The 18,528-nt window shown below is 57.4% G+C and carries 18 protein-coding genes; 9 read left to right on the top strand and 9 right to left on the bottom strand.

From position 1 onward, the window contains the following. Window positions 1-15: 15 nt before the first annotated feature. The 6 genes from OR573_16215 to OR573_16240 all read right to left on the bottom strand — a co-directional run bounded on the left by OR573_16215 (window position 16) and on the right by OR573_16240 (window position 5,478). Entirely contained in the window at window positions 16-612 is a 597-nt protein-coding gene (locus OR573_16215) for a tellurium resistance TerZ family protein (GenBank protein ID XGA79994.1), read from the bottom strand. Window positions 613-794: 182 nt separating this feature from the next. Further along, window positions 795-1,778: an HpcH/HpaI aldolase/citrate lyase family protein gene (locus OR573_16220; protein XGA79995.1), complete on the bottom strand. Its 984-nt coding sequence runs from the start codon at window positions 1,776-1,778 to the stop codon at window positions 795-797. Between the two features lies 1 nt (window position 1,779). Next, window positions 1,780-2,880, bottom strand: coding sequence for a tellurite-like stress resistance cysteine protease StiP (locus OR573_16225; protein XGA79996.1), 1,101 nt, complete (start codon window positions 2,878-2,880; stop codon window positions 1,780-1,782). A 2-nt stretch (window positions 2,881-2,882) separates the two neighbouring features. Next, window positions 2,883-3,653: a hypothetical protein gene (locus OR573_16230; GenBank protein ID XGA79997.1), complete on the bottom strand. Its 771-nt coding sequence runs from the start codon at window positions 3,651-3,653 to the stop codon at window positions 2,883-2,885. Further along, window positions 3,650-4,852, bottom strand: coding sequence for a phosphoribosyltransferase domain-containing protein (locus OR573_16235; protein ID XGA79998.1), 1,203 nt, complete (start codon window positions 4,850-4,852; stop codon window positions 3,650-3,652). Before OR573_16235 ends, OR573_16230 begins: the two co-directional genes overlap by 4 nt. Continuing rightward, window positions 4,849-5,478, bottom strand: a complete 630-nt coding sequence (locus tag OR573_16240) for a DUF1523 family protein (protein ID XGA79999.1) — start codon at window positions 5,476-5,478, stop codon at window positions 4,849-4,851. Before OR573_16240 ends, OR573_16235 begins: the two co-directional genes overlap by 4 nt. A 132-nt stretch (window positions 5,479-5,610) precedes the next feature. Between OR573_16240 and OR573_16245 the strand changes: the two genes are divergently transcribed. The 3 genes from OR573_16245 (at window position 5,611) to OR573_16255 (ending at window position 9,761) form a co-directional block, all read left to right on the top strand. Further along, entirely contained in the window at window positions 5,611-6,798 is a 1,188-nt protein-coding gene (locus OR573_16245) for a TerD family protein (protein ID XGA80000.1), read from the top strand. A gap of 187 nt (window positions 6,799-6,985) precedes the next feature. Further along, on the top strand, window positions 6,986-8,554 hold the full coding sequence (locus tag OR573_16250) for an ATP-binding protein (protein XGA80001.1): 1,569 nt from the start codon (window positions 6,986-6,988) through the stop codon (window positions 8,552-8,554). Between the two features lie 118 nt (window positions 8,555-8,672). Further along, complete coding sequence (locus OR573_16255) at window positions 8,673-9,761, top strand: TRAP transporter substrate-binding protein (GenBank protein ID XGA80002.1); 1,089 nt, start codon at window positions 8,673-8,675, stop codon at window positions 9,759-9,761. A 72-nt stretch (window positions 9,762-9,833) separates the two neighbouring features. Here OR573_16255 and OR573_16260 read toward each other — a convergent pair whose 3' ends face one another. Next, window positions 9,834-10,265, bottom strand: coding sequence for an acyl-CoA thioesterase (locus OR573_16260; protein XGA80003.1), 432 nt, complete (start codon window positions 10,263-10,265; stop codon window positions 9,834-9,836). Between the two features lie 180 nt (window positions 10,266-10,445). Here OR573_16260 and OR573_16265 point away from each other — a divergent pair, with 180 nt between their 5' ends. From OR573_16265 to cysZ, 6 genes are all read left to right on the top strand, one after another. After that, window positions 10,446-11,378 carry a PstS family phosphate ABC transporter substrate-binding protein gene (locus OR573_16265; GenBank protein XGA80004.1) on the top strand — a complete coding sequence of 311 codons (933 nt, stop codon included), beginning with the start codon at window positions 10,446-10,448 and terminating at the stop codon, window positions 11,376-11,378. 129 nt (window positions 11,379-11,507) lie between these two features. Further along, window positions 11,508-12,662 (top strand): ABC transporter permease subunit, encoded by a 1,155-nt coding sequence (locus OR573_16270; protein ID XGA81778.1) that lies wholly within the window; start codon window positions 11,508-11,510, stop codon window positions 12,660-12,662. Then, window positions 12,659-14,032 (top strand): phosphate ABC transporter permease PstA, encoded by a 1,374-nt coding sequence (pstA, locus tag OR573_16275; protein XGA80005.1) that lies wholly within the window; start codon window positions 12,659-12,661, stop codon window positions 14,030-14,032. The genes OR573_16270 and pstA overlap by 4 nt, the downstream gene beginning before the upstream one ends. After that, on the top strand, window positions 14,026-14,823 hold the full coding sequence (pstB, locus tag OR573_16280; protein XGA80006.1) for a phosphate ABC transporter ATP-binding protein PstB: 798 nt from the start codon (window positions 14,026-14,028) through the stop codon (window positions 14,821-14,823). Before pstA ends, pstB begins: the two co-directional genes overlap by 7 nt. Before the next feature lie 77 nt (window positions 14,824-14,900). Beyond that, window positions 14,901-15,629, top strand: coding sequence for a phosphate signaling complex protein PhoU (gene phoU, locus OR573_16285; GenBank protein XGA80007.1), 729 nt, complete (start codon window positions 14,901-14,903; stop codon window positions 15,627-15,629). Between the two features lie 146 nt (window positions 15,630-15,775). Next, window positions 15,776-16,501, top strand: a complete 726-nt coding sequence (gene cysZ / locus OR573_16290; GenBank protein ID XGA80008.1) for a sulfate transporter CysZ — start codon at window positions 15,776-15,778, stop codon at window positions 16,499-16,501. 19 nt (window positions 16,502-16,520) lie between these two features. On the opposite strand, the gene phoR is transcribed toward cysZ, so the two are convergent. Further along, a complete protein-coding gene (gene phoR / locus OR573_16295) occupies window positions 16,521-17,816 on the bottom strand; it encodes a phosphate regulon sensor histidine kinase PhoR (GenBank protein ID XGA80009.1) in 1,296 nt (431 codons plus the stop codon). Between the two features lie 2 nt (window positions 17,817-17,818). Continuing rightward, on the bottom strand, window positions 17,819-18,505 hold the full coding sequence (phoB, locus tag OR573_16300; protein ID XGA80010.1) for a phosphate regulon transcriptional regulator PhoB: 687 nt from the start codon (window positions 18,503-18,505) through the stop codon (window positions 17,819-17,821). Window positions 18,506-18,528 lie beyond the last annotated feature (23 nt).

Consider the following 18,528-nt stretch of genomic DNA (forward strand, 5'->3'; position numbering starts at 1 on the left):
CCTCAGAGTCTGTGATCAGACAACGGATACAGCATCCTGAGCAAGATCATTGACGGTGCGTCCTGAGCATGGTTTTCCGTGAGCCGTCATCGTCCAGCCCTCAGCGGTTCTGGTCATCGAGGCCATGATGACGCCGGTATGGCCGCCTTGATCGGTCAGGGTGTAGCGGCAAAGCTCTTCATTTTTCGCTTCATCGACGAGACGGCAGAAGGCGTTTTCAACCTCATTGAACGTCTGACCACGGAAGCTGTTGACGGTAAAAACAAGGTGCATGACGTTCGACGGCAGATCGGTCAAGTTGACATAGATAACTTCATCGTCGCCTTCACCTGCACCTGTCAGGTTATCGCCGCCATGACGAATCGCGCCATCCTTGGAGACCAGTTGGCCAAAGCTGACGGTATCGACAGGCGTCTTGGCCGAATCCAGCAGGATAACGCTGGCATCCAGGTCAATGTCACCGCCACCACCGCCGCCGAACAGGGAGGACAGAAAGCCACCGCTTTTTTTCTGAACTGGGTCCCATCCCAAGCCCATAAAGACCTTACTCAAGCCTGAATCGTTGTTCTTGGCCAGGGAAATGGTCTGGCCCTTGCTGAGTGAAATTGCCATGCTGATGGCGCTCCTGATGATGGTTCAATGGATTCAATGACAAGGTGGTGTGCATTGAATTTATAATCACTTAGTAAAGATAATGGGGGTAGAGTTCAGCTTTTTAAAGCCATCCTGTCTGCTCATTGAATGCTTATTAGTTCAGCGTACCGTCCAGAAAGTCAATCGATTGGCCCAGTTATTCAACTGAGAGAGGTATAGGATGCATCAGGCATCGGGTGACGTTGATCAGGTGATGGCGTTTGCATGGCCGTGACGGTGTTGGTTCTGGCAGCCTCACCGACAACCCCGAACACCTCCTGACGTGCCATTGTGCGCCTTGCCCAGGCGCGATGGGTCGCAGGTTCGCACATCATTCCACCCATCTTGAAGACTGCCTGTGCCTCACTATCCAAAGCGGCCCGGGCATGTTCAACGTCTGCTCTCAACACTTGAAAGGCGCGGTTGATAACCGGCGTTTGAGCCGGATGAATCACGGTTTTCGAGATAAAGCCGGCCGCCACGTCGCGAAGCGTTTCGCGTCGCAATGTTTCAAGGTCATCAATCACATCATAGACAGGGGCAGCCACCGGGTAGCCCGCTGCAATCAGAATACTGCTGGCCATGGAGAGAACCCAGCCAAGCGGGCCTTCCCAGGAGGTGATTCCCCGCTCACGCCGCAGGGCCAGGGTTGAGAGCAGATCATTGCCGCCCAGGCGGATGGCCGCGAGCCGGGAGGCATCCTCCGGGTGATCATCCAGGATGTCACGTAGGGCGCATATTTTGCCAGGATCAAAGAAGCAGGCGCTTTCAAGCGTCGGCATGACGGCAAGCCCGGCGTCTCGCGTCAGCGCGAGCCAATCAGGGAGTGTTTCTGGAACAACCTTGGGCGCGACCAGCCCTTCAATCGCCGTTCCCGCTGCCCGAACGCTCAGCGCATACGCCATTTCCCTGTTCCGGGGGCGCAAGAAGGTACGCACCGGCAAGCGTTCAGGCAGGTCACTCATCAGCTGATCAAGGCAGCGGAGGCCATCGTCAACATCCTGGGCGGCCAGCGCATCCTCAAGGCACAGAACGATTGATGCGGCAGGTGGTGGCAGGCGACCGTGGAGAATATCAGCGACCCGAGGATGTAAAACCGGCATGTAAAGGGTGGCCCCCAGCGAGTAAGCGTCAAAACGGTGCATATCAGGACACCTTCTCAATCAGGGTAATCGCCCGGAAGGGACCGGTAAGATCAGGATTCACTTCTGTTTCAATACCATCCTGCTGGCACAGGTGAACCAGCGCCGCCAGATCCGGGTCATCGGCGTCGCGCAGGTAAACCTTACGCGGCCGGCGGCGCAAGACCGCCCGCGTGGCTTCAGCGATACCCGGCTTGATCCGGTTGAGGTTATCAACGTCATGGCGCGCGGCAATGGCCTGCACACACGCAGCCGCTTGCTTCTGATGGCGCCCGCGCAGCGCCGGGTCGCGCTCAACGGGGGTTGCCTGGGTCAGCGCAGCGTCAAATACCGCCATGACCCGATCCACAAACCCACGCGAACAGTCGATATCAGCAAGGTGATCCACCGTCATGGCAGCGTGAAAATCGCCTGGGGCAACCAGGTCAGGGCGCAGGATTGAACGACTGATCAGGCCGGACACATTGGCCCCCAGGATGCCACTGGGAATTAGCCAGTCGTCGTGGGAACCCGACAGCCAGGCGTGGCCCGAAGGGTCCGCCAGCACCACAAGACGTGGCGGCTGGCCCGAGAGCGCCTGCCAGGCGCGGGCTAGTTCGCCTGAAATCGCCCCCTTGCCGGTCCAGCCATCCACAAACAGGATATCGGCATCGGGGCGCTCGGCGCGTACGTGGGCCATCGCCGCTGCATCCAGCCCACGGTCACGGATGATCGAGACGGCGTAATGCACAACATCAACGCCCAAATAGGTCAGGGCGCGCCTTAGTAGCACCCCATAGGGAATGCCCGCGCGCACTAAGGAACACAACGACAGCGCTGGAGATAACTCACCATCGGCAATGTCCTGGCGGATGCGCAGGGCAATTCGGGCAATATCGGCGGCAATCCGCTCCAGATGGCGTTCCAGCGCCTGTTCGTAGATCGCCAGGTAACGGGCGTCCGGGCGGCGCTCTTCCGAGATCATTTCAGAATAGTGTGCTTGCCCGGCCTGGATCAGGCGCTCCTTTTCGGCAATATCAGTCGGCGCCATGCGAATCGGGGTAAGCAATAAAGTAACGTCTTCAGGGGCATAGCTGTGCTGAAGAGGCTTGCGGGGTTCGGGCATGCTTACTCCTTGCCAATCGCGCTGGCGACCTGGGACGCTGGCGGTATCATCATCATATTGGCCAACTGCATAAACGGCAGATCCGTCAGGCTATCACCCATGGCCAGAATGATACCGTGCCGAATTTCCGGGCGTATGTCGATAAGGTGAGCCACAGCGGCGCGCTTTGAAATGCCTTGGGGCGTAAAGCTCAGGTTATTACCATTGCGATGATAGACAAAATGCTCACCCGCCAGGATGCGTAGAAACCCTTCGAGATCATCAAGCCAGACTTCCTCGCCGTTGGACTTGACGCAGAAATAGATCGGGCGCCCCTCTTCACGCACAATCCAGTGGCGAAAACGCCCGACGGCATTGTGCTTGGCTGTCTCGGCGTTCAGGGCCTCAAGGCCCGCTTCAGCCGCGTTTGAAAGGCGGCTGATGTGGTACGACCAGTCCTGCTCGACCTTGCCATCAGGGTCGAGAATCACCGCACCGTTAGACGCAATCTTCCAGCTATCAAACGCAATGCGACAGCGCGAGAGCGCTTCTGTCGAGCGTGCCGTTACCGGCACCAGGCAGGTGGCCTTGAGTAACCAGGCGGTCATTGCGGCCTGAGAAACGGTCATATAGGAATGATGGCCATTGGTGGCCTCTGCCGCAAGGCGCGATGCGCAGACGGGTTCAGCCATCTTGCGCGCCGTCTGGAAGAGGGTATCGTCAAGGTCAGTAAACAGCATAGGGCGCTGGCCACTTTCAGGCAGCCCGGGTAGCGAAGAATCAGCGGATATCATGAGATAGCGCCTTCCCTGACCAGGTTTACCTGCTGGTTTCCATCCACCACCCAACAGCGGCCCAGAGCCGATGTCAGCCCGTTGGGAACGCCGGAGAGCCCGGTTTCCGTAAACACTATCATCTCGTCCCATTCCTCGGGGTCGACGTTATTGAGATACATGGTGATGCCGATGCCGTAATGGTCGGGAAACGTGATCTGCTGGCGGATCACCGAGCCTGGCAGCACGGGTGAGCGAGTAGTGGAAATAAAACTTGCCGCATGGCCGTGGCGTTCCAGCTGTTCAGCCGCCAGAAACGGGTGCCAGACGTGTTCGCCGGTGCCAATCACCAACACCCGCGACTGCGGGGCGAGCAAGGGGCGCAGGTGGCGGTCGATATAGGCGGCCCAAGCGAGCCTGTCGGCAGCCATGGCAGCTGCACTCAGCCCACTTCGCGGCACCCCGAAGGCAGCGCGGAGGTCCGGTGCCCAGGGCGGACAACCCGCCGAGCATGCTGGCGGAAGGCTGCGCGCCTGGCTACCAGGAGCAGGAGACCAGGCATAGCGCCCCGAGAGCAGCGCTAACGCACTGACGGAAACGCCAGGCAGTGCTTGCTTTATGGTTTCTATACAGCCGCCATCCGACCAGTCCGTCAATGTGACCAAAACGATTTTCGACACAGCGACTCCAGCTTGATGAAGCGCCTCGACAAGCCCTTTAAAGGTGTTGCCAGTGGTCGTCTCATCATCCACCAGCACCAGAGTGACGTCTTCCGTATCGGGAAGCACACCAGCCTGGGGCGGCAACACCATATGCTCAGCCGCGTGTGAGTGCTCTTCACGGGTATTCAGCCAGGGACTGACGCCTTCCGGGCACAGCCGTGTAGTGGGCAGATAGCCCACTGCAAGGTGCGGGCGCTTGCGACACAGGCCATCAAAGACGCCCAGCCCCAGGCCAACGGCTGTTTCCGCATAGCTCATCACCAGCACCGGCCCGCTTCCCAGCGGTTCCAGCAGCTTTTCGGCCAGCTGATCCAGGGCGGCGCGATGGCGGGCAGCGCTGACCGGTATATGGCGGCCCAGCACGGTCGAGACAAACAGAAAGGCGCGCTTGGGGTTCTGGCGCTCGGCGATCCGAAAAAGGGCCTCGCCCGTGCCGTCTCCTCCATCACCGTCGATTTCAAGGGTCAGGGTGCCGGTACCCAGCAGGTACTCAGTCATGATGAAGAATTATCATCAGACAGAAACTCATCCCGGGCGCGCTGGCTTTCATCGTTATCGCGGCGCGCCATGCGCTCACGTTCCGCCTGGGCTTCGCGCTCAACCCGGGCGGCCTCGTTCGCCTCACGGCGGGCAGATAGAACACGACGAACCCGCCATGCTAGATAGCCAATGCCTGCCACCAGCAGGGTCAGAAAGACGATGTTGAACAGCGGCAAGTGGCGATAGCCCGGTTCAACCTGCCAGACTTTGACAGCGTTCGGGAACATCGAAAAGATTGGCAGGCGCCAGCCGTAATGGCGAACGGCGACCAGGTTATCTTCATCCTGAGCAATCGACCGGGCGCGGGTATGCAGGTTGGAGCTATCAAACTTGCCGTAAATAATGGCATCTTCATTGCGGTAGTTACGCGGCTCCCCTTGCTCTGTTTCCGTCAGCACGAAGTACACATCCGTCGTGCTGACAGAGTTGCCGGATTCGTTATCCGTACCGCTTTCCTGGGTATCTACCCGCTTGACGTCAGTGCCGATCAGGCGCACCACGTCCACCTGTGGCAAGGCATAATGCAGGGCAGCGCCGATGGCGATGACAATCACTCCAATCAGAGCGTATCCAAAGCGTTTCATCTATGATCTCCTGTTAACTCAGTGCTGAAAGTAGCGGCATGTTAAGGTTTGAATATTACTCGCCATGATGCCAGTTTTCGCATAAACGTTCTTCTCTATCAGATATCAATCGACGAACTAAGGGATAACTCTATGGTTACTACGCTAATCGCAGGGCAAAACGCTAAACTTGATAACCAGAAATTCACCTTTCGCCTGATTGTCGGTAACGTGCAGAACGTGAGCCTCGATGCCTCAGCCATTCTGCTGGCCAACACGGGGAAGGTATCCAGTGATGATGATTTCATTTTCTTTAACCAGCCCACCCACCCCTCGGGTGCACTGATTCAACAGGAAGGCGCTACTTTTGCGGTTGATCTCAGCAAAGTCCCTGGCCACCTTGAACGTATCGCCTTTGTGCTGACCGCTGACCCTGGGCTGTCAGCGTTATCAGACGGTTACCGCTTTGAACTGACCGGGAGTACTGATCAGTTTGACTTTAGTGGCCAGGGTGCGGGGCGCCCCGAGAAATCCCTGATTGTCTGCGAGCTGTATCGTCGCAATGGTGACTGGAAGGTAAAAGCCGTTGATCAGGGCTTTGCAGGCGGCATGGCGCCTCTGGCTGAGCACTTTGGCGTTGAAGTCGAAGGGTCGCCCAATCAGTCACCACCCACTCCAGCAGCGGCTCCTACTCCACCCCCCAAACCTCAGGAAAAATCCTCCGTTAATCTCAGCAAAATCACCCTGGACAAGAAAGGCGATACCATTTCGCTGGAGAAAAAGTCCGCCTCCTTCGGCAAAATCCATATCAACCTCAACTGGAACCAGACCGCAGGCACGGCCAAGAAGGGGTTGTTGGGCTCGTTGATGGGCAAACAGGGCGGTATCGATCTTGATCTTGGCTGCATGTTTGAATTCAAGGATGGGTCCAAGGGGATTGTTCAGGCCTTGGGCAAGCACTTTGGCAGCCTGGAACAGCCACCCTACATTTTTCTGGATGGCGATGACCGCACGGGGTCTATCAACCAGGGTGAGAACCTTTACATCAATGGTAAACAGTGGAGCGATATCAAACGTGTCATGGTGTTTGCGTTCATTTATGAAGGTGTCGCCAACTGGGCTGAAACCAACGGCCGGGTCTCCATCAAGGCGCCTGACCAGCCGGAAATTGAAATCCAGATGGATGCCAGCGGACGGAACGAGAATTTCTGTGTGATCGCCATGCTGGAAAACAAAAATGGCGATTTGAGCATCTCCAAGGAAGTCAATTACTTCAGCAGCCATAAGCCAGCCGACGAGCATTACGGGTTTGGCTTCCAATGGAAAGCAGGCAGCAAATAACCAGCCAGATACCACTGCCTTTGGGAAGCGCTTGAACAAGTCTTGAAACAGTGCCGCTGTGTAGCGGCACTGGACTGCTTTGCTGCACTCGCCACCCTCCAGCAGAATGACTCCATCAAGATGCTAAACTCTACACTCATCGTCATAATGTACCCTCTGCTCTCACCCCTCATGCTGGGAGGCCTGTATGTCAAGGATGCACACTCGTAAGCTCCCGATTGGGATACAGACCTTCTCGGATATCCGCGAAGGCGGCTATTACTACGTCGACAAGACGCCTTTTATTGAAAAGCTGGCCAACCAGAACAAGTACTATTTTCTCTCACGCCCACGGCGATTTGGCAAAAGCCTGCTGCTGGATACCCTGCGGTGCCTGTTTGAAGGCCGTGAAGCGCTTTTTGAAGGGCTTTATATTCATGACAGGTGGGATTGGCAGTCCACCTACCCTGTGATTCGGTTGAGCTTTTCAGATGGCGTATTGCAAAGCCGCGAAGCGTTGGATCAACATATCCAGGAGATCATGGCGTCTGAAGCCCAGCGGCTGGGCGTCACGCTCAACAATAAAAGTATCGCCGGGCGCTTTCGAGAACTGATCCAGCAAACACGCCTGGTGTCTGGGCGGCCTGTCGTGGTGCTGATTGATGAGTATGACAAGCCGATACTGGATAATATTCTTGATGCAGAAAGCGCCCGCGAACTGCGTGAAGGGCTAAAAAACCTGTATAGCGTCCTCAAGGACGCCGACCCCTACCTGCATTTTGTGCTGCTCACCGGGGTGTCCAAGTTCAGCAAGGTAAGCCTGTTTTCGGGATTGAATAACCTCAATGACATCACTCTCGATGCACCTTATGCCGCCATCTGCGGCTATACCGACGAAGATATTGATAACGTTTTTGCGCCAGAGCTTCCGGGCCTTGACCGAGAAGAAATCCGCCGCTGGTATAACGGCTACCGCTGGGGAGGCCGCGCCGTTGAAACCGTTTACAATCCTTTTGATGTGCTGCTGTTATTGCAAAAACGTGAGTTTGGCGCCTACTGGTTTGAAAGTGCCACGCCGACTTTTCTGATCAATCTGCTGAAAGAACGCGGTGTGTTCACCCCACAACTGAGCACGCTTCAAGCCAAGGCCCAATTGCTGGGTCGGTTTGATATCGACGACATTGCCACTGAAGCACTGCTGTTTCAGACTGGCTACATCACCATCAAGGATGTCCAGGAACCGATGGTTGGCTACCGCCTCTACTCACTGGGCTTTCCCAACCGTGAAGTCGAAAGCAGCCTGAACGAATTTTTGCTACCCGTGCTGGGTATTCGCAATAGCGAGGCTCAAGCCTACCAGCTGGCGCTGTTCGATGTGCTTTATAAACATGACTTGGCTGGCCTGGAAACCCATTTGAAAGCCCTTTACGCTGGCCTGCCCCACGACTGGTATCGCAATAACCCGATTGCCCAGTACGAAGGGCATTATGCCAGCGTCTTCTACAGCCATTTTGCCGCCCTGGGCATGGGCGTGACGGTGGAAGATGCCAGCCGCAAAGGCCGGGTGGATATGAGCGTTGATTTTGGCGGCCACATTTATCTGTTTGAGTTCAAGGTGGTGGAGCAAGAACCACAAGGCAAGGCCCTGGAACAGATCAAAACCAAAGGCTACGCCGAGAAACACCTTGCCAGCGGCAAGCCCATCCACCTGATCGGCGTGGAGTTTTCCAGCCAAAAGCGCCAAATCGTGGCGTTTGAGGTAGAGACCTTAAGGTAAGGGTTTTCATACTTGCCCCCTCCGCTTGCCCTGCAAAACCTGCTTGGCGCATACTCATCTGTGGACACTGCGCTTATGGCGCTTGATAAAAAAACCTAGATGTGGAGTTCTGCTCATTATGCAACGCCGTCACTTTCTTAAAACCGCTGGCTTTGGCGCTGCGGGTATCGCCGCCGCGCCTTTTGTTTCAACTGCTAATGCCCAGGAAACAATCACCTGGGACATGGTGACCTCATGGCCGAAAAATTTCCCCGCCCTGGGGACTGGCGCCAATGAGTTTGCCGAACGCGTTGAGGCACTTTCCGGCGGGCGAATGCGTATCCGCGTTCACGGGGCGGGTGAGCTGGTCCCAGCGCTGGAAGTGTTTGATGCGGTGTCTGCGGGCACGGCTGAAATGGGCCATTCCGCTTCTTACTATTGGCGTGGCAAAGTCGCTGCTTCCCAGTTCTTTACGGCGGTGCCGTTTGGCATGAACACTCAGGAGACCAATGCCTGGCTGTATTACGGCGGTGGTCAGGAACTTTGGGACGAGTTATACGCCAAGCACAACCTCAAGCCGTTTGCGGTCGGTAACACCACAACTCAACCGGGCGGCTGGTTCAAGAAAGAGATTAACTCACTGGAAGACTTGCAGGGCGTTAAGCTGCGCCTGCCGGGGCTTGCCGGTGAAGCCATGAACCGCATTGGCGTGACGACAGTGACGATTGCCGGCGGCGAGATCTTTACCGCCATGCAGACCGGCGCCCTGGATGCCGCCGACTGGGTAAGCCCTTACAATGACCTGGCATTTGGCCTGCATCAGGTTGCCGATTACTACTACACCTCTGCCTGGAACGAGCCCAGTGCGGTGTTGGAAGGCACGGTTAACCTGGACGCCTGGAACGCCCTGCCGGATGACCTCAAGGCCGTGGTTGAGGAGGCTGCGCGCGCTTCCAACCTGTCAATGATCAGTGAGTTCACTTACCGCAACGCCCAGGCACTCGATACCCTGGTCAATGAGCATGACGTCAAGCTACGCGCCTTCCCGGAAGACGTGATGCAAGCGCTTTATGATGCCTCTCAGGACGTTATCCGCGAACAGACTGAAAACGATGCAGATTCCAAGAAGGTCTATGATTCCTACCGCGCCTTCCAGGAACTGGTGCGTCCTGTCACTGACAGCGGCGAATTTACCTACCTGAAAAACCGTGAACGCGTCGGCGGCTAATGGCGCTTGGTTCTATCGATATCCACGCCACCGCTAAGTGCGGTGGCGTTTTATTGTTACCGGCGAAAACAGTCAGATCGTATCGTGTACCGAGCGGATTCGGCCGTTGTCATCCAGCGCCACCATCACAAAACGCGCTTCAGTGACCTTCTGGCGCTCATCCAATCGCTGTCCATAGGGCGGGCGAACCCACACCTCGACATCTATTTTAAGAGAGCTGTGGCCGATTTCTCGCACTTGGGTAAAGACACTCACCATTGAGCCCACCCGCACCGGGCTTAGAAAATCCATGGCCTCAATGGCCACAGTCGCTGTGCGGCCACCCGCCTCACGGCCCGCCGCAAGCTCGGCGGCCTGATCCATCTGGTTGACCAGCCAGCCTCCCGGAATATCACCATAGAAGTTGGTATCCTGGCGAGAAGCCAGTAGTTTCAAGGTAAGCTGGCCGGTGGGGGCCGGTGCGTCATCCACGTCGTTATTTACCTGGTTATCCAAAAGAGTCATATAAACGTCGCTTTTTAGGGTTATTGTTTTCGCGCAGGGCATAAGAGGTCATGTTACTTTTACTACTCAAATCAATACTCAGATCAGCAGGCAAACAGCCAACTATTTGTTGCATCGCAATAATATAGCAGCAGTTAACCATATGAGGGCCTTTGTTTGAACAGCTGCGCGACATCTTTCGTGTTTCTCCGCCGCTCAGGGTGCGCCGCCTTACTGTGGGTGCTACTGCTATCAGGGTTAGCCTCAGCCAATACAGTGGCAGCGCCGGTTAGCGGCACCTTGAGCGCCGTTGGTTCAGATACCATGGCAGGCCTGATTCTGCGCTGGGGCGAGGCCTTGAGCCAACGCCACCCAGACATCAACATCCAGTTTCAGGCCAGCGGCTCGGCCAATGCTCCTTCAGCACTGATAGCGGGCACCACGCGGCTAGGGCCGATGTCGCGCCAGATGACGGACACCGAGCACCAGGCCTTCACGCAGCGTTATGGTTACCCGCCACTGGAACTCAAGGTCGCCCGCGATGCCCTGGTGGTCATTGTGCATCGTCATAACCCGCTTGCCGAGCTAACTCGCCAGCAGGTGGATGCGCTGTTTTCAACCACCCGCGAGTGCGGTGCCAACGCCGCCATTAGCCGCTGGCAGGAACTGCCCGCCACCCAGGATTGGCCATTTGGCGCGATTGCCTTGCACGGGCGCAACAGCGCCTCCGGTACTTACGGCCTGTTTCAACAAAGAGCCCTGTGCGGCGGCGAGTTTCGCCCCACGCTTAGCCAGCACCCTGGGGCTTCCGCCGTGGTCGCCGCGGTGGGCGAATCGCCCGGTAGCATCGGTTACGCAGGCTACCATCACCTGACGCCCAACGTTAAAGCCGTCAGCCTGATCAATACCGAAGGCCAAGCCATCGCACTCAGTGAAAACAGCGTGCAAAGCGGTGACTATCCACTCTCGCGCTATCTTTATCTGTATGTCAATGCGCCGCCTGAACAACCCTTGCCTGCGGCGGAAAAAGCCCTGCTAGGCTTGATTTTTTCACCCGAGGGTCAAAAGATTGCTCGTTCAGCGGGCTTTGTACCGCTAAGCGAAACTCTCCGTCAACAGCAAGCCCTCTGGTAACAGTTCTTGATTGACAGCCCGGCAAAATGTCATCTAAATGTCATAAAAAAGTCTTACGCTGTGTGCTAGGCCATGACAAGCGTCTTACCAACCACCTTCTGCGACCTCAGTCTGCACCATGCTATCACCATGACTCAGCCACCACGGCTTTCATCCTCAGCTCCTCGGACACTGCCTCAAGGTCCGCGCTGCCAGCGCCCTCATCGTCAACGCCTGGATCGCTTTGCGACGACGGTGATTACTGCGGGTGCCTTTGCCGTGCTGGCTGCCATCCTGGCAATTGGAGTCTTCTTGCTATGGGAAAGCTTCCCCCTGCTGGCGATGAACGATATGGCGCTGATCAGCTCGCTTTCGCCATTGGCATGGGGAACATTAAAGGCCGCGTTAGCCGCCATGGTGTTTGCCCTGCCGATTGCGCTGGGTGCAGCTGTTTACACCGCCATGTATATGCCCGCTCGCCAGCGCACCCGCATCAAGCCGCTGTTGGAAATGATGGAAGCCATTCCTGGCGTGGTGATCGGTTTTATTGCCGGGCTGATACTCGCCCCCTGGGTGGAGCGGCACCTGACGTCCACACTGGTGCTGCTGGTCTGGCTACCTGCTAGCGCCCTGTTGGCGGGCATGCTGTGGCATGCCTTGCATAAGCGTTGGCGCCAGCGTCTTCCTTTCAGCAGCGCCGCCCTTTGGCTGATCCCCTGGTTTGCGCTGATGGTCATTCTCGCGCTCTGGGCAGCGCCGCTGGCTGAACAGTACCTGCTAGGCGAAGATTTACGCCGCTTTCTTGATTTGCAGCTGGGCATTGATTATGCCACGCGCAACGCCATGATAGTCGGCGCAGCGATGGGCTTTGCCGTGATTCCCAGCGTCTATGCCCTGGCGGAAGACGCCCTTTCGGATGTGCCACCTGCCCTGCTGGAAGGTGCCCAGGCGTTGGGGGCTGACCGCTGGCAGGCACTCTGGAAAGTCGCCCTGCCGGCTGCCGGGCCAGGGATATTTTCTGCGGTGATGATCGGCGCCGGACGTGCCGTAGGTGAAACCATGATTGTATTGATGGCCAGCGGCAACACCGCCTTGTTGAGCGCCAGCCCCTTTGAAGGCATGCGCTCCATGGCCGCCGCCATCGCCATAGAGATGCCGGAAGCAGCGCCTGGCAGCAGCACTTACCATATGCTGATCTTTGCCGCCTTGCTGCTGTTTGGCTTCACCTTTCTGGTCAATACCCTGGCTGAAACGGTTCGACTGCGCTTGCGTACCCGCCTGAAACGCATGGGGGGGAGTGCATGAAACGCGTCTGGCCATGGCTGTGCGCTGCCAGTGTAGCGCTCTCGCTATGTATGTTGGGGCTCTTGCTGGCCCTGTTACTGACCCGTGGTTTAGGTCATTTCTGGCCATCCACCCTGGAGGTGGCCACCCTGGATTCCGGCGAGGTGATTGCCGGGGAAGCCGTGCGTGAAACAGCGCTGCCCCAGCGTGACGGCAAAGAGCGGCTCTACTTTACCGCCAACCGGGATATCGACGGCGCCCGCTGGCGCTGGGTAGCAATAGACAGCATAGCCTCACGCCAGACACCCTCGACGCTGTTGCGCCTGCAGCGCAGCCCGTGGGGGGATTTTATCGGCTACCTCTCTGCCTACGAATACGGCCAGCAACGCCTGGAAGGCGAAGCCGCCTGGCAGGCATTGGAGACTGCCCTGGCAGCCCCTGCCAATGCCCGCCCCCAGGCGACCCTGGTACTGGAAACGGCAGACGGTCAGACCATTCGCCAGGCGCTGGCGGATATTCACCGTGCCCAGCGGCCCAACACCATGCACATTGGCGAAAAGCTGCGCTACTGGGCGCACGGTGTCTGGCAGTTTCTGAGTGAAGGACCGCGAGCCGCTAATACCGGCGGGGGCGTCTGGCCAGCGATTTTTGGCACCGTGCTGATGGTGATTGTGATGTCGGTGATTGTCATGCCCTTTGGCGTGCTGGCCGCGATTTATCTGAACGAGATTGCCCATCAAGGCCGCCTGACCCGGCTGGTACGGATTGGCGTACGCAACCTGGCGGGTGTGCCTTCGATTGTTTACGGCGTATTCGGTCTGGGGGTATTTGTTTACGGTATTGGCAGCTCGGTGGATCAATGGTTTTTTGAGGATACCCTGCCATCTCCGACCTTTGGCACCGGCGGCCTGTTATGGGCATCCCTGACCCTGGCATTACTCACCTTGCCCGTGGTGATTGTCGCCACCGAAGAAGGTCTGGCACGCATTCCCGATAGCCAGCGCGAAGGCGCCGTTGCCCTGGGCGCGACCCGTCTGGAAACCTTGACCCGCATCGTACTGCCTATGGCCATGCCCGCCATGCTGACGGCAGTCATTCTGGCGGTGGCTCGCGCAGCAGGTGAAGTCGCCCCCCTGATGCTGGTCGGCGTTGCCAAACTGGCCCCGCAGATGCCGCTGGATGGCGACTTCCCCTATCTACACCTGGAACGCAAGTTCATGCATCTGGGCTATCATCTGTTTGATACTGCCTTTCACGGCGACGATGTTCAGGCGGCCATTCCGTTGGTCTACGCAACGGCGCTCTTACTGGTTACGATTGTGCTGGTGCTTAACCTAACTGCCATATTCTTGCGCCATTATCTAAGACGTCAGCGAGGTCAGCCATGTTAGCGTCCAATGAAAGCCTCAATGGCATGTCTCGCCAAGGCCAAAGCTGCCTGAGCATTGATGCCTTCAGCCTGGCCTACGCAGGTAAGCAGGCGCTGCGCGAGCTGACGCTGGAGATACCTCGCCACCGGGTGACCGCCTTTATCGGCCCTTCAGGGTGTGGCAAATCAACTTTACTCAGGGCCATCAACCGTCTGCATGACCTCAACGATGAAGCCTCGCATAAAGGTCGTATCATGGTGGAGGGCATCGACATTCATTCACCCGACATCGACGTGTCCGAATTGCGGCGGCGAATTGGCATGGTCTTTCAGACCCCGAACCCTTTTCCCATGTCGATTTATGAAAACGTGGCCTTCGGCTTGCGTTTACAGGGCCGCATGACCAAGCGCAAGCGGGATGACATTATTGAATGGGCGCTCACCTCGGCGGCACTGTGGGACGAGGTCAAGGATCGTCTGCATCAGTCGGCCTGGCAGCTGTCCGGTGGGCAGCAGCAACGCCTGGTCATTGCCCGTACCTTGGCCGTACAGCCCGAGATATTGCTGCTTGATGAACCCGCGTCAGCGCTTGATCCAGTGTCGACGCTAAAAATCGAGGAGCTGATCTGCAACCTGAAATCGCAGCTGACCCTGGTATTGGTCACCCATAACATGCAGCAGGCCGCTCGGGTATCCGATTTCACTGCCTTTTTAAGTCACGGTGAACTCATCGAATACGGCCCGACAGACCAGTTATTCACCAACCCACGCTTGCGCCATACTGAAAACTACATCACTGGGCGCATCAACTGACAGGAAGGTCGGTGACCCGATCCGGCACCTACTAACAATGTATTTCATCACCCCGCAACCGCCATCAGGAGCACATTATGGAAATCAACAGCGAAAGCCATAGCCAACATATCTCACGTCAGTTCAACCAGGAGCTGGAGGAGCTGAAAACCCACTTGATGGCCATGGGTGGCCTGGTGGAAAAACAGGTTCAGGATGCCATTACGGCCCTGCTGGAAAATGACAGCAAGCTGGCTGGCAAGGTGCGCGACAATGACCGTGAAGTGAACGATCTGCACCTGCAGATTGACGAAGAATGTACCCGCATACTGGCGCGCCGCCAGCCTGCGGCCTCGGATCTGCGTCTGGTACTTGCCGTCATTCGCGCCTCATCTGATCTGGAGCGTATCGGCGATGAAGCCAGCAAGATTGCCCGCAACGCCATCTCGCTAAGCGAAAACAACAATGTCGTACGCGGGCTGGTGGAAGTTCGTCATATCAGCGAGCACGTGCGCAAGATGCTGCGCGATGCGCTAACGTCTTTTGCCCGCTTTGACCTTGAGCTGGCCGTTGAGGTGGTGCGCGAAGACGAACTGGTGGACGACGAATACAGCAGCGCCATGCGCTCGCTGATTACCTTTATGGCCGAGGATGCCCGTTCGATTTCCTCAGTGCTGAGTGTCATGTGGATTCTGCGCGCCCTCGAGCGGGTTGGCGACCATGCCGACAACCTGGCTGAACACGTCGTTTATCTGGTCAAGGGTCTGGATATCCGTCACAGCGACCCGGACACCCTGGAAGCGACCGTGCTTGATCGCAAGTCCTGAGCACTTGATACTGGAGGGCCAGCGCCTGCTGGCCAGCACAGGTTAGCAATGTAGAAGTTGATAAAGTACGGGCTGACATAGAACCCTACGGGCCGCATCCAGCATGCGGCCCGTTCGTGTCGCGACCCTTGATAAGGAAACTTTGAATGATCAATGCGTTAACCGCCATCACCCGGGGAACCCGCTGGGTCTATCAACCCGGCCTGCGGCGTTATATCTTCTTCCCGATTGTGGTCAACTTCATTGTTTACGCCGGGCTGATCAGCTTTGTATGGCAGCGCTTTAACGGCTGGCTGGCCTACTGGATGAGCCTGGTGCCCGGCTGGCTGGAATGGCTTTCCTGGCTGATCTGGCCGCTGTTTCTGATCAGCCTGATCGCGGTGGTGTTCTTTTCCTTTACCGTGGTCACCCACCTGATTGCCGCGCCTTTTTATGGCTTTCTGGCTGCCAAGGTTGAAACCCGAGCCACCGGCAAGGCGCCTATTGACGACCGTGGCCTGGCCCGCACAGCAATCGATACGCTCAAGCGTGAAATGCTCAAGCTGGGGTATATTCTGCCCCGCATGCTGGTGTTGTTCGTCATCAGCTGGATACCCGTACTCAATCTGCTGGCCCCGTTTTTATGGGCGCTGTTTTCAGCCTGGGTGCTGGCGATTACCTACCTGGATTACCCGATGGACAACAACAAGGTGAGCTTTGCTGATATGCGCTTGCGGCTCTCGGCCCGCTGGTGGCACAGCCTGAGCTATGGGGGGCTGGTGATGCTGCTGACCTTAATACCGCTGGCCAACCTGTTTTTGCTACCCGGCGCCGTCGCCGGAGCGGTGTTGATGTGGGATGGCCACTACCGCCAACCCGCACCCTCTCGCTAACAACTCAACCATTCACAACTCACGATTCACCACTCACCAGCCTCGTCACAGGGAAGTGACAGCAAAAACGTGCTCCTTCCCCCGGGTGAGAATCAATCTCAAGCTGAGCATCGTGGCGCAGCAGCACGTGCTTGACGATTGCCAGACCCAGCCCTGTTCCACCGGTCGCCGTGCTGCGGCCCTTATCAACGCGATAGAAGCGCTCGGTCAAACGCGGAATGTGTACCGGATCAATGCCGTCGCCATCGTCTTCCACCACTATGTAAGCACCCTGGGCGTCGCAGACCCAGTGCAGGGTGATCTGGCTGCCTTCTGGCGTGTAGCGCACGGCGTTGAAGGCCAGGTTGGAAATTGCGCTGCGCAACTCCTGCTCGCTGCCCATCAGCTGCGCATTACTGCCAAGTACCAGATGGATATCATGCTGCTCTTTGGCCAGCGCCCGCGCATCGTCAGCGACTTTATGCAGCAGGGCATCAATATCAATCGGTGCGTGATCGTCGCCTCCCTGATCAATTTCCAGGCGCGACAGCAGCAGAAGGTCATCGACCAGATTCTGCATCCGGGTGGTCTGGGCCTGCATCTGACCAATACTGCGGCCCAGGCGTGGCGGCAGCTGCTCGGCCAGGTCGGAATAGGTTTCCAGATACCCAGCCAGTACGGTGAGCGGCGTGCGCAGCTCGTGGGAGACGTTGGCAACAAAATCGCGACGCATCTGTTCAAGGCGGTGCAAGCGGGTAATATCGCGGGCCATCACCAGACGTTCATCGTCACCATAGAGGGTAATCTGGTATTGCAGGATGCGCCGCTCGTCGATGGGCGATGCCAGCGTCAGCGGTTCGCCATATTCCCGAGCATTGAAGTAGCCCACAAAGCGCGGATCACGCAGCAGGTTGGTAATATGCTGGCCACGGTCCTGGGCGGTCTTCAGACCCAGCATCTTGGCGGCGGCGCTGTTCCACCACTCAAGGTCGCCGTGGCTATCGAGCATCACCACGCTGTCACGCATGGCTTCTGAGGATTCCTGGATGCGCCCCAGGGTAGCGCGCAAGCGGTTCTGGGTGATCCGCTGGCCTTTCTGGTAGCGATACAGCCGATCAAACAGCTCGCCCCAAAGGCCTACGGCAGCGGGCGGTTCATCATGGGGATGCAGGGTCAGCCATCGGTGCAGGGCACGCAACTGGTAAAGATGGTAGCCAAGGCAAGCCGCCAGGCCAAGCGCCAGCCCGAAGCCTGCGCTGCCGACAATCGCCCCCAGCACACAGCCCAGGGCGCTTAACCAGAGTAAACGCCATATTTCACGGCTCCACAGACGCACCCTTACCCCCGTGCAGAGAAACGATAGCCGGTTCCACGCACCGTCTGAATCAGGTGATGGTGATCAATTAACGCCTTGCGCAAGCGGCGAATGTGTACATCCACGGTGCGCTCTTCTACGTACACATTGCCTCCCCAGACCTGATCCAGCAGCTGGCTACGGGTGTAGGCACGCTCCTGATGGGTCATGAAGAACTGTAGCAGACGATATTCGGTAGGGCCCATATCTACCGCTTTGCCATAGGCGCTGACGCGATGGCTGACCGGGTCAAGCAGCAAGCCTTCAATTTCGATCGGGTCTTCCACGCCACGCGGTGTGGTACGCCGCAAAACGGCTTTTAGCCGGGCGACCAGCTCACGCGGTGAGAAAGGCTTGGTGATGTAATCGTCAGCACCGGCTTCAAGGCCCTGGATCTTATTGTCTTCCTCGCCTTTGGCCGTCAGCATGATGATCGGCATTTCAGCGGTGGTTTCCTCACGCTTGAGCCGTCGTGCCAGCTCGATCCCGCTGGTGCCCGGCATCATCCAGTCAAGCAAGAGCAGATCAGGCTGATGGTCGACCACCATGGCGTGGGCATCCTGGGCGTTGTCCGCTTCAAGCACACGATAGTCAGCCATTTCCAGCGCCACCGCGATCATTTCACGGATGGGCGCTTCATCATCGACAATCAAAACGGTCTTGGCGGTCATTCCAAAGCCTCAAGGTGTTAAAC

Source organism: Halomonas sp. CH40 (assembly GCA_041875495.1).
Classification (GTDB): Bacteria; Pseudomonadota; Gammaproteobacteria; order Pseudomonadales; family Halomonadaceae; genus Vreelandella.

Bases quoted from the DNA above. Each gene is read 5' to 3' on its own strand.
- OR573_16215 (XGA79994.1), bottom strand. From the start codon at position 612: ATGGCAATTTCACTCAGCAAGGGCCAGACCATTTCCCTGGCCAAGAAC.
- OR573_16220 (XGA79995.1), bottom strand. From the start codon at position 1,778: ATGCACCGTTTTGACGCTTACTCGCTGGGGGCCACCCTTTACATGCCG.
- OR573_16225 (XGA79996.1), bottom strand. From the start codon at position 2,880: ATGCCCGAACCCCGCAAGCCTCTTCAGCACAGCTATGCCCCTGAAGAC.
- OR573_16230 (XGA79997.1), bottom strand. From the start codon at position 3,653: ATGATATCCGCTGATTCTTCGCTACCCGGGCTGCCTGAAAGTGGCCAG.
- OR573_16235 (XGA79998.1), bottom strand. From the start codon at position 4,852: ATGACTGAGTACCTGCTGGGTACCGGCACCCTGACCCTTGAAATCGAC.
- OR573_16240 (XGA79999.1), bottom strand. From the start codon at position 5,478: ATGAAACGCTTTGGATACGCTCTGATTGGAGTGATTGTCATCGCCATC.
- OR573_16245 (XGA80000.1), top strand. From the start codon at position 5,611: ATGGTTACTACGCTAATCGCAGGGCAAAACGCTAAACTTGATAACCAG.
- OR573_16250 (XGA80001.1), top strand. From the start codon at position 6,986: ATGTCAAGGATGCACACTCGTAAGCTCCCGATTGGGATACAGACCTTC.
- OR573_16255 (XGA80002.1), top strand. From the start codon at position 8,673: ATGCAACGCCGTCACTTTCTTAAAACCGCTGGCTTTGGCGCTGCGGGT.
- OR573_16260 (XGA80003.1), bottom strand. From the start codon at position 10,265: ATGACTCTTTTGGATAACCAGGTAAATAACGACGTGGATGACGCACCG.
- OR573_16270 (XGA81778.1), top strand. From the start codon at position 11,508: ATGACTCAGCCACCACGGCTTTCATCCTCAGCTCCTCGGACACTGCCT.
- pstA (XGA80005.1), top strand. From the start codon at position 12,659: ATGAAACGCGTCTGGCCATGGCTGTGCGCTGCCAGTGTAGCGCTCTCG.
- pstB (XGA80006.1), top strand. From the start codon at position 14,026: ATGTTAGCGTCCAATGAAAGCCTCAATGGCATGTCTCGCCAAGGCCAA.
- phoU (XGA80007.1), top strand. From the start codon at position 14,901: ATGGAAATCAACAGCGAAAGCCATAGCCAACATATCTCACGTCAGTTC.
- cysZ (XGA80008.1), top strand. From the start codon at position 15,776: ATGATCAATGCGTTAACCGCCATCACCCGGGGAACCCGCTGGGTCTAT.
- phoB (XGA80010.1), bottom strand. From the start codon at position 18,505: ATGACCGCCAAGACCGTTTTGATTGTCGATGATGAAGCGCCCATCCGT.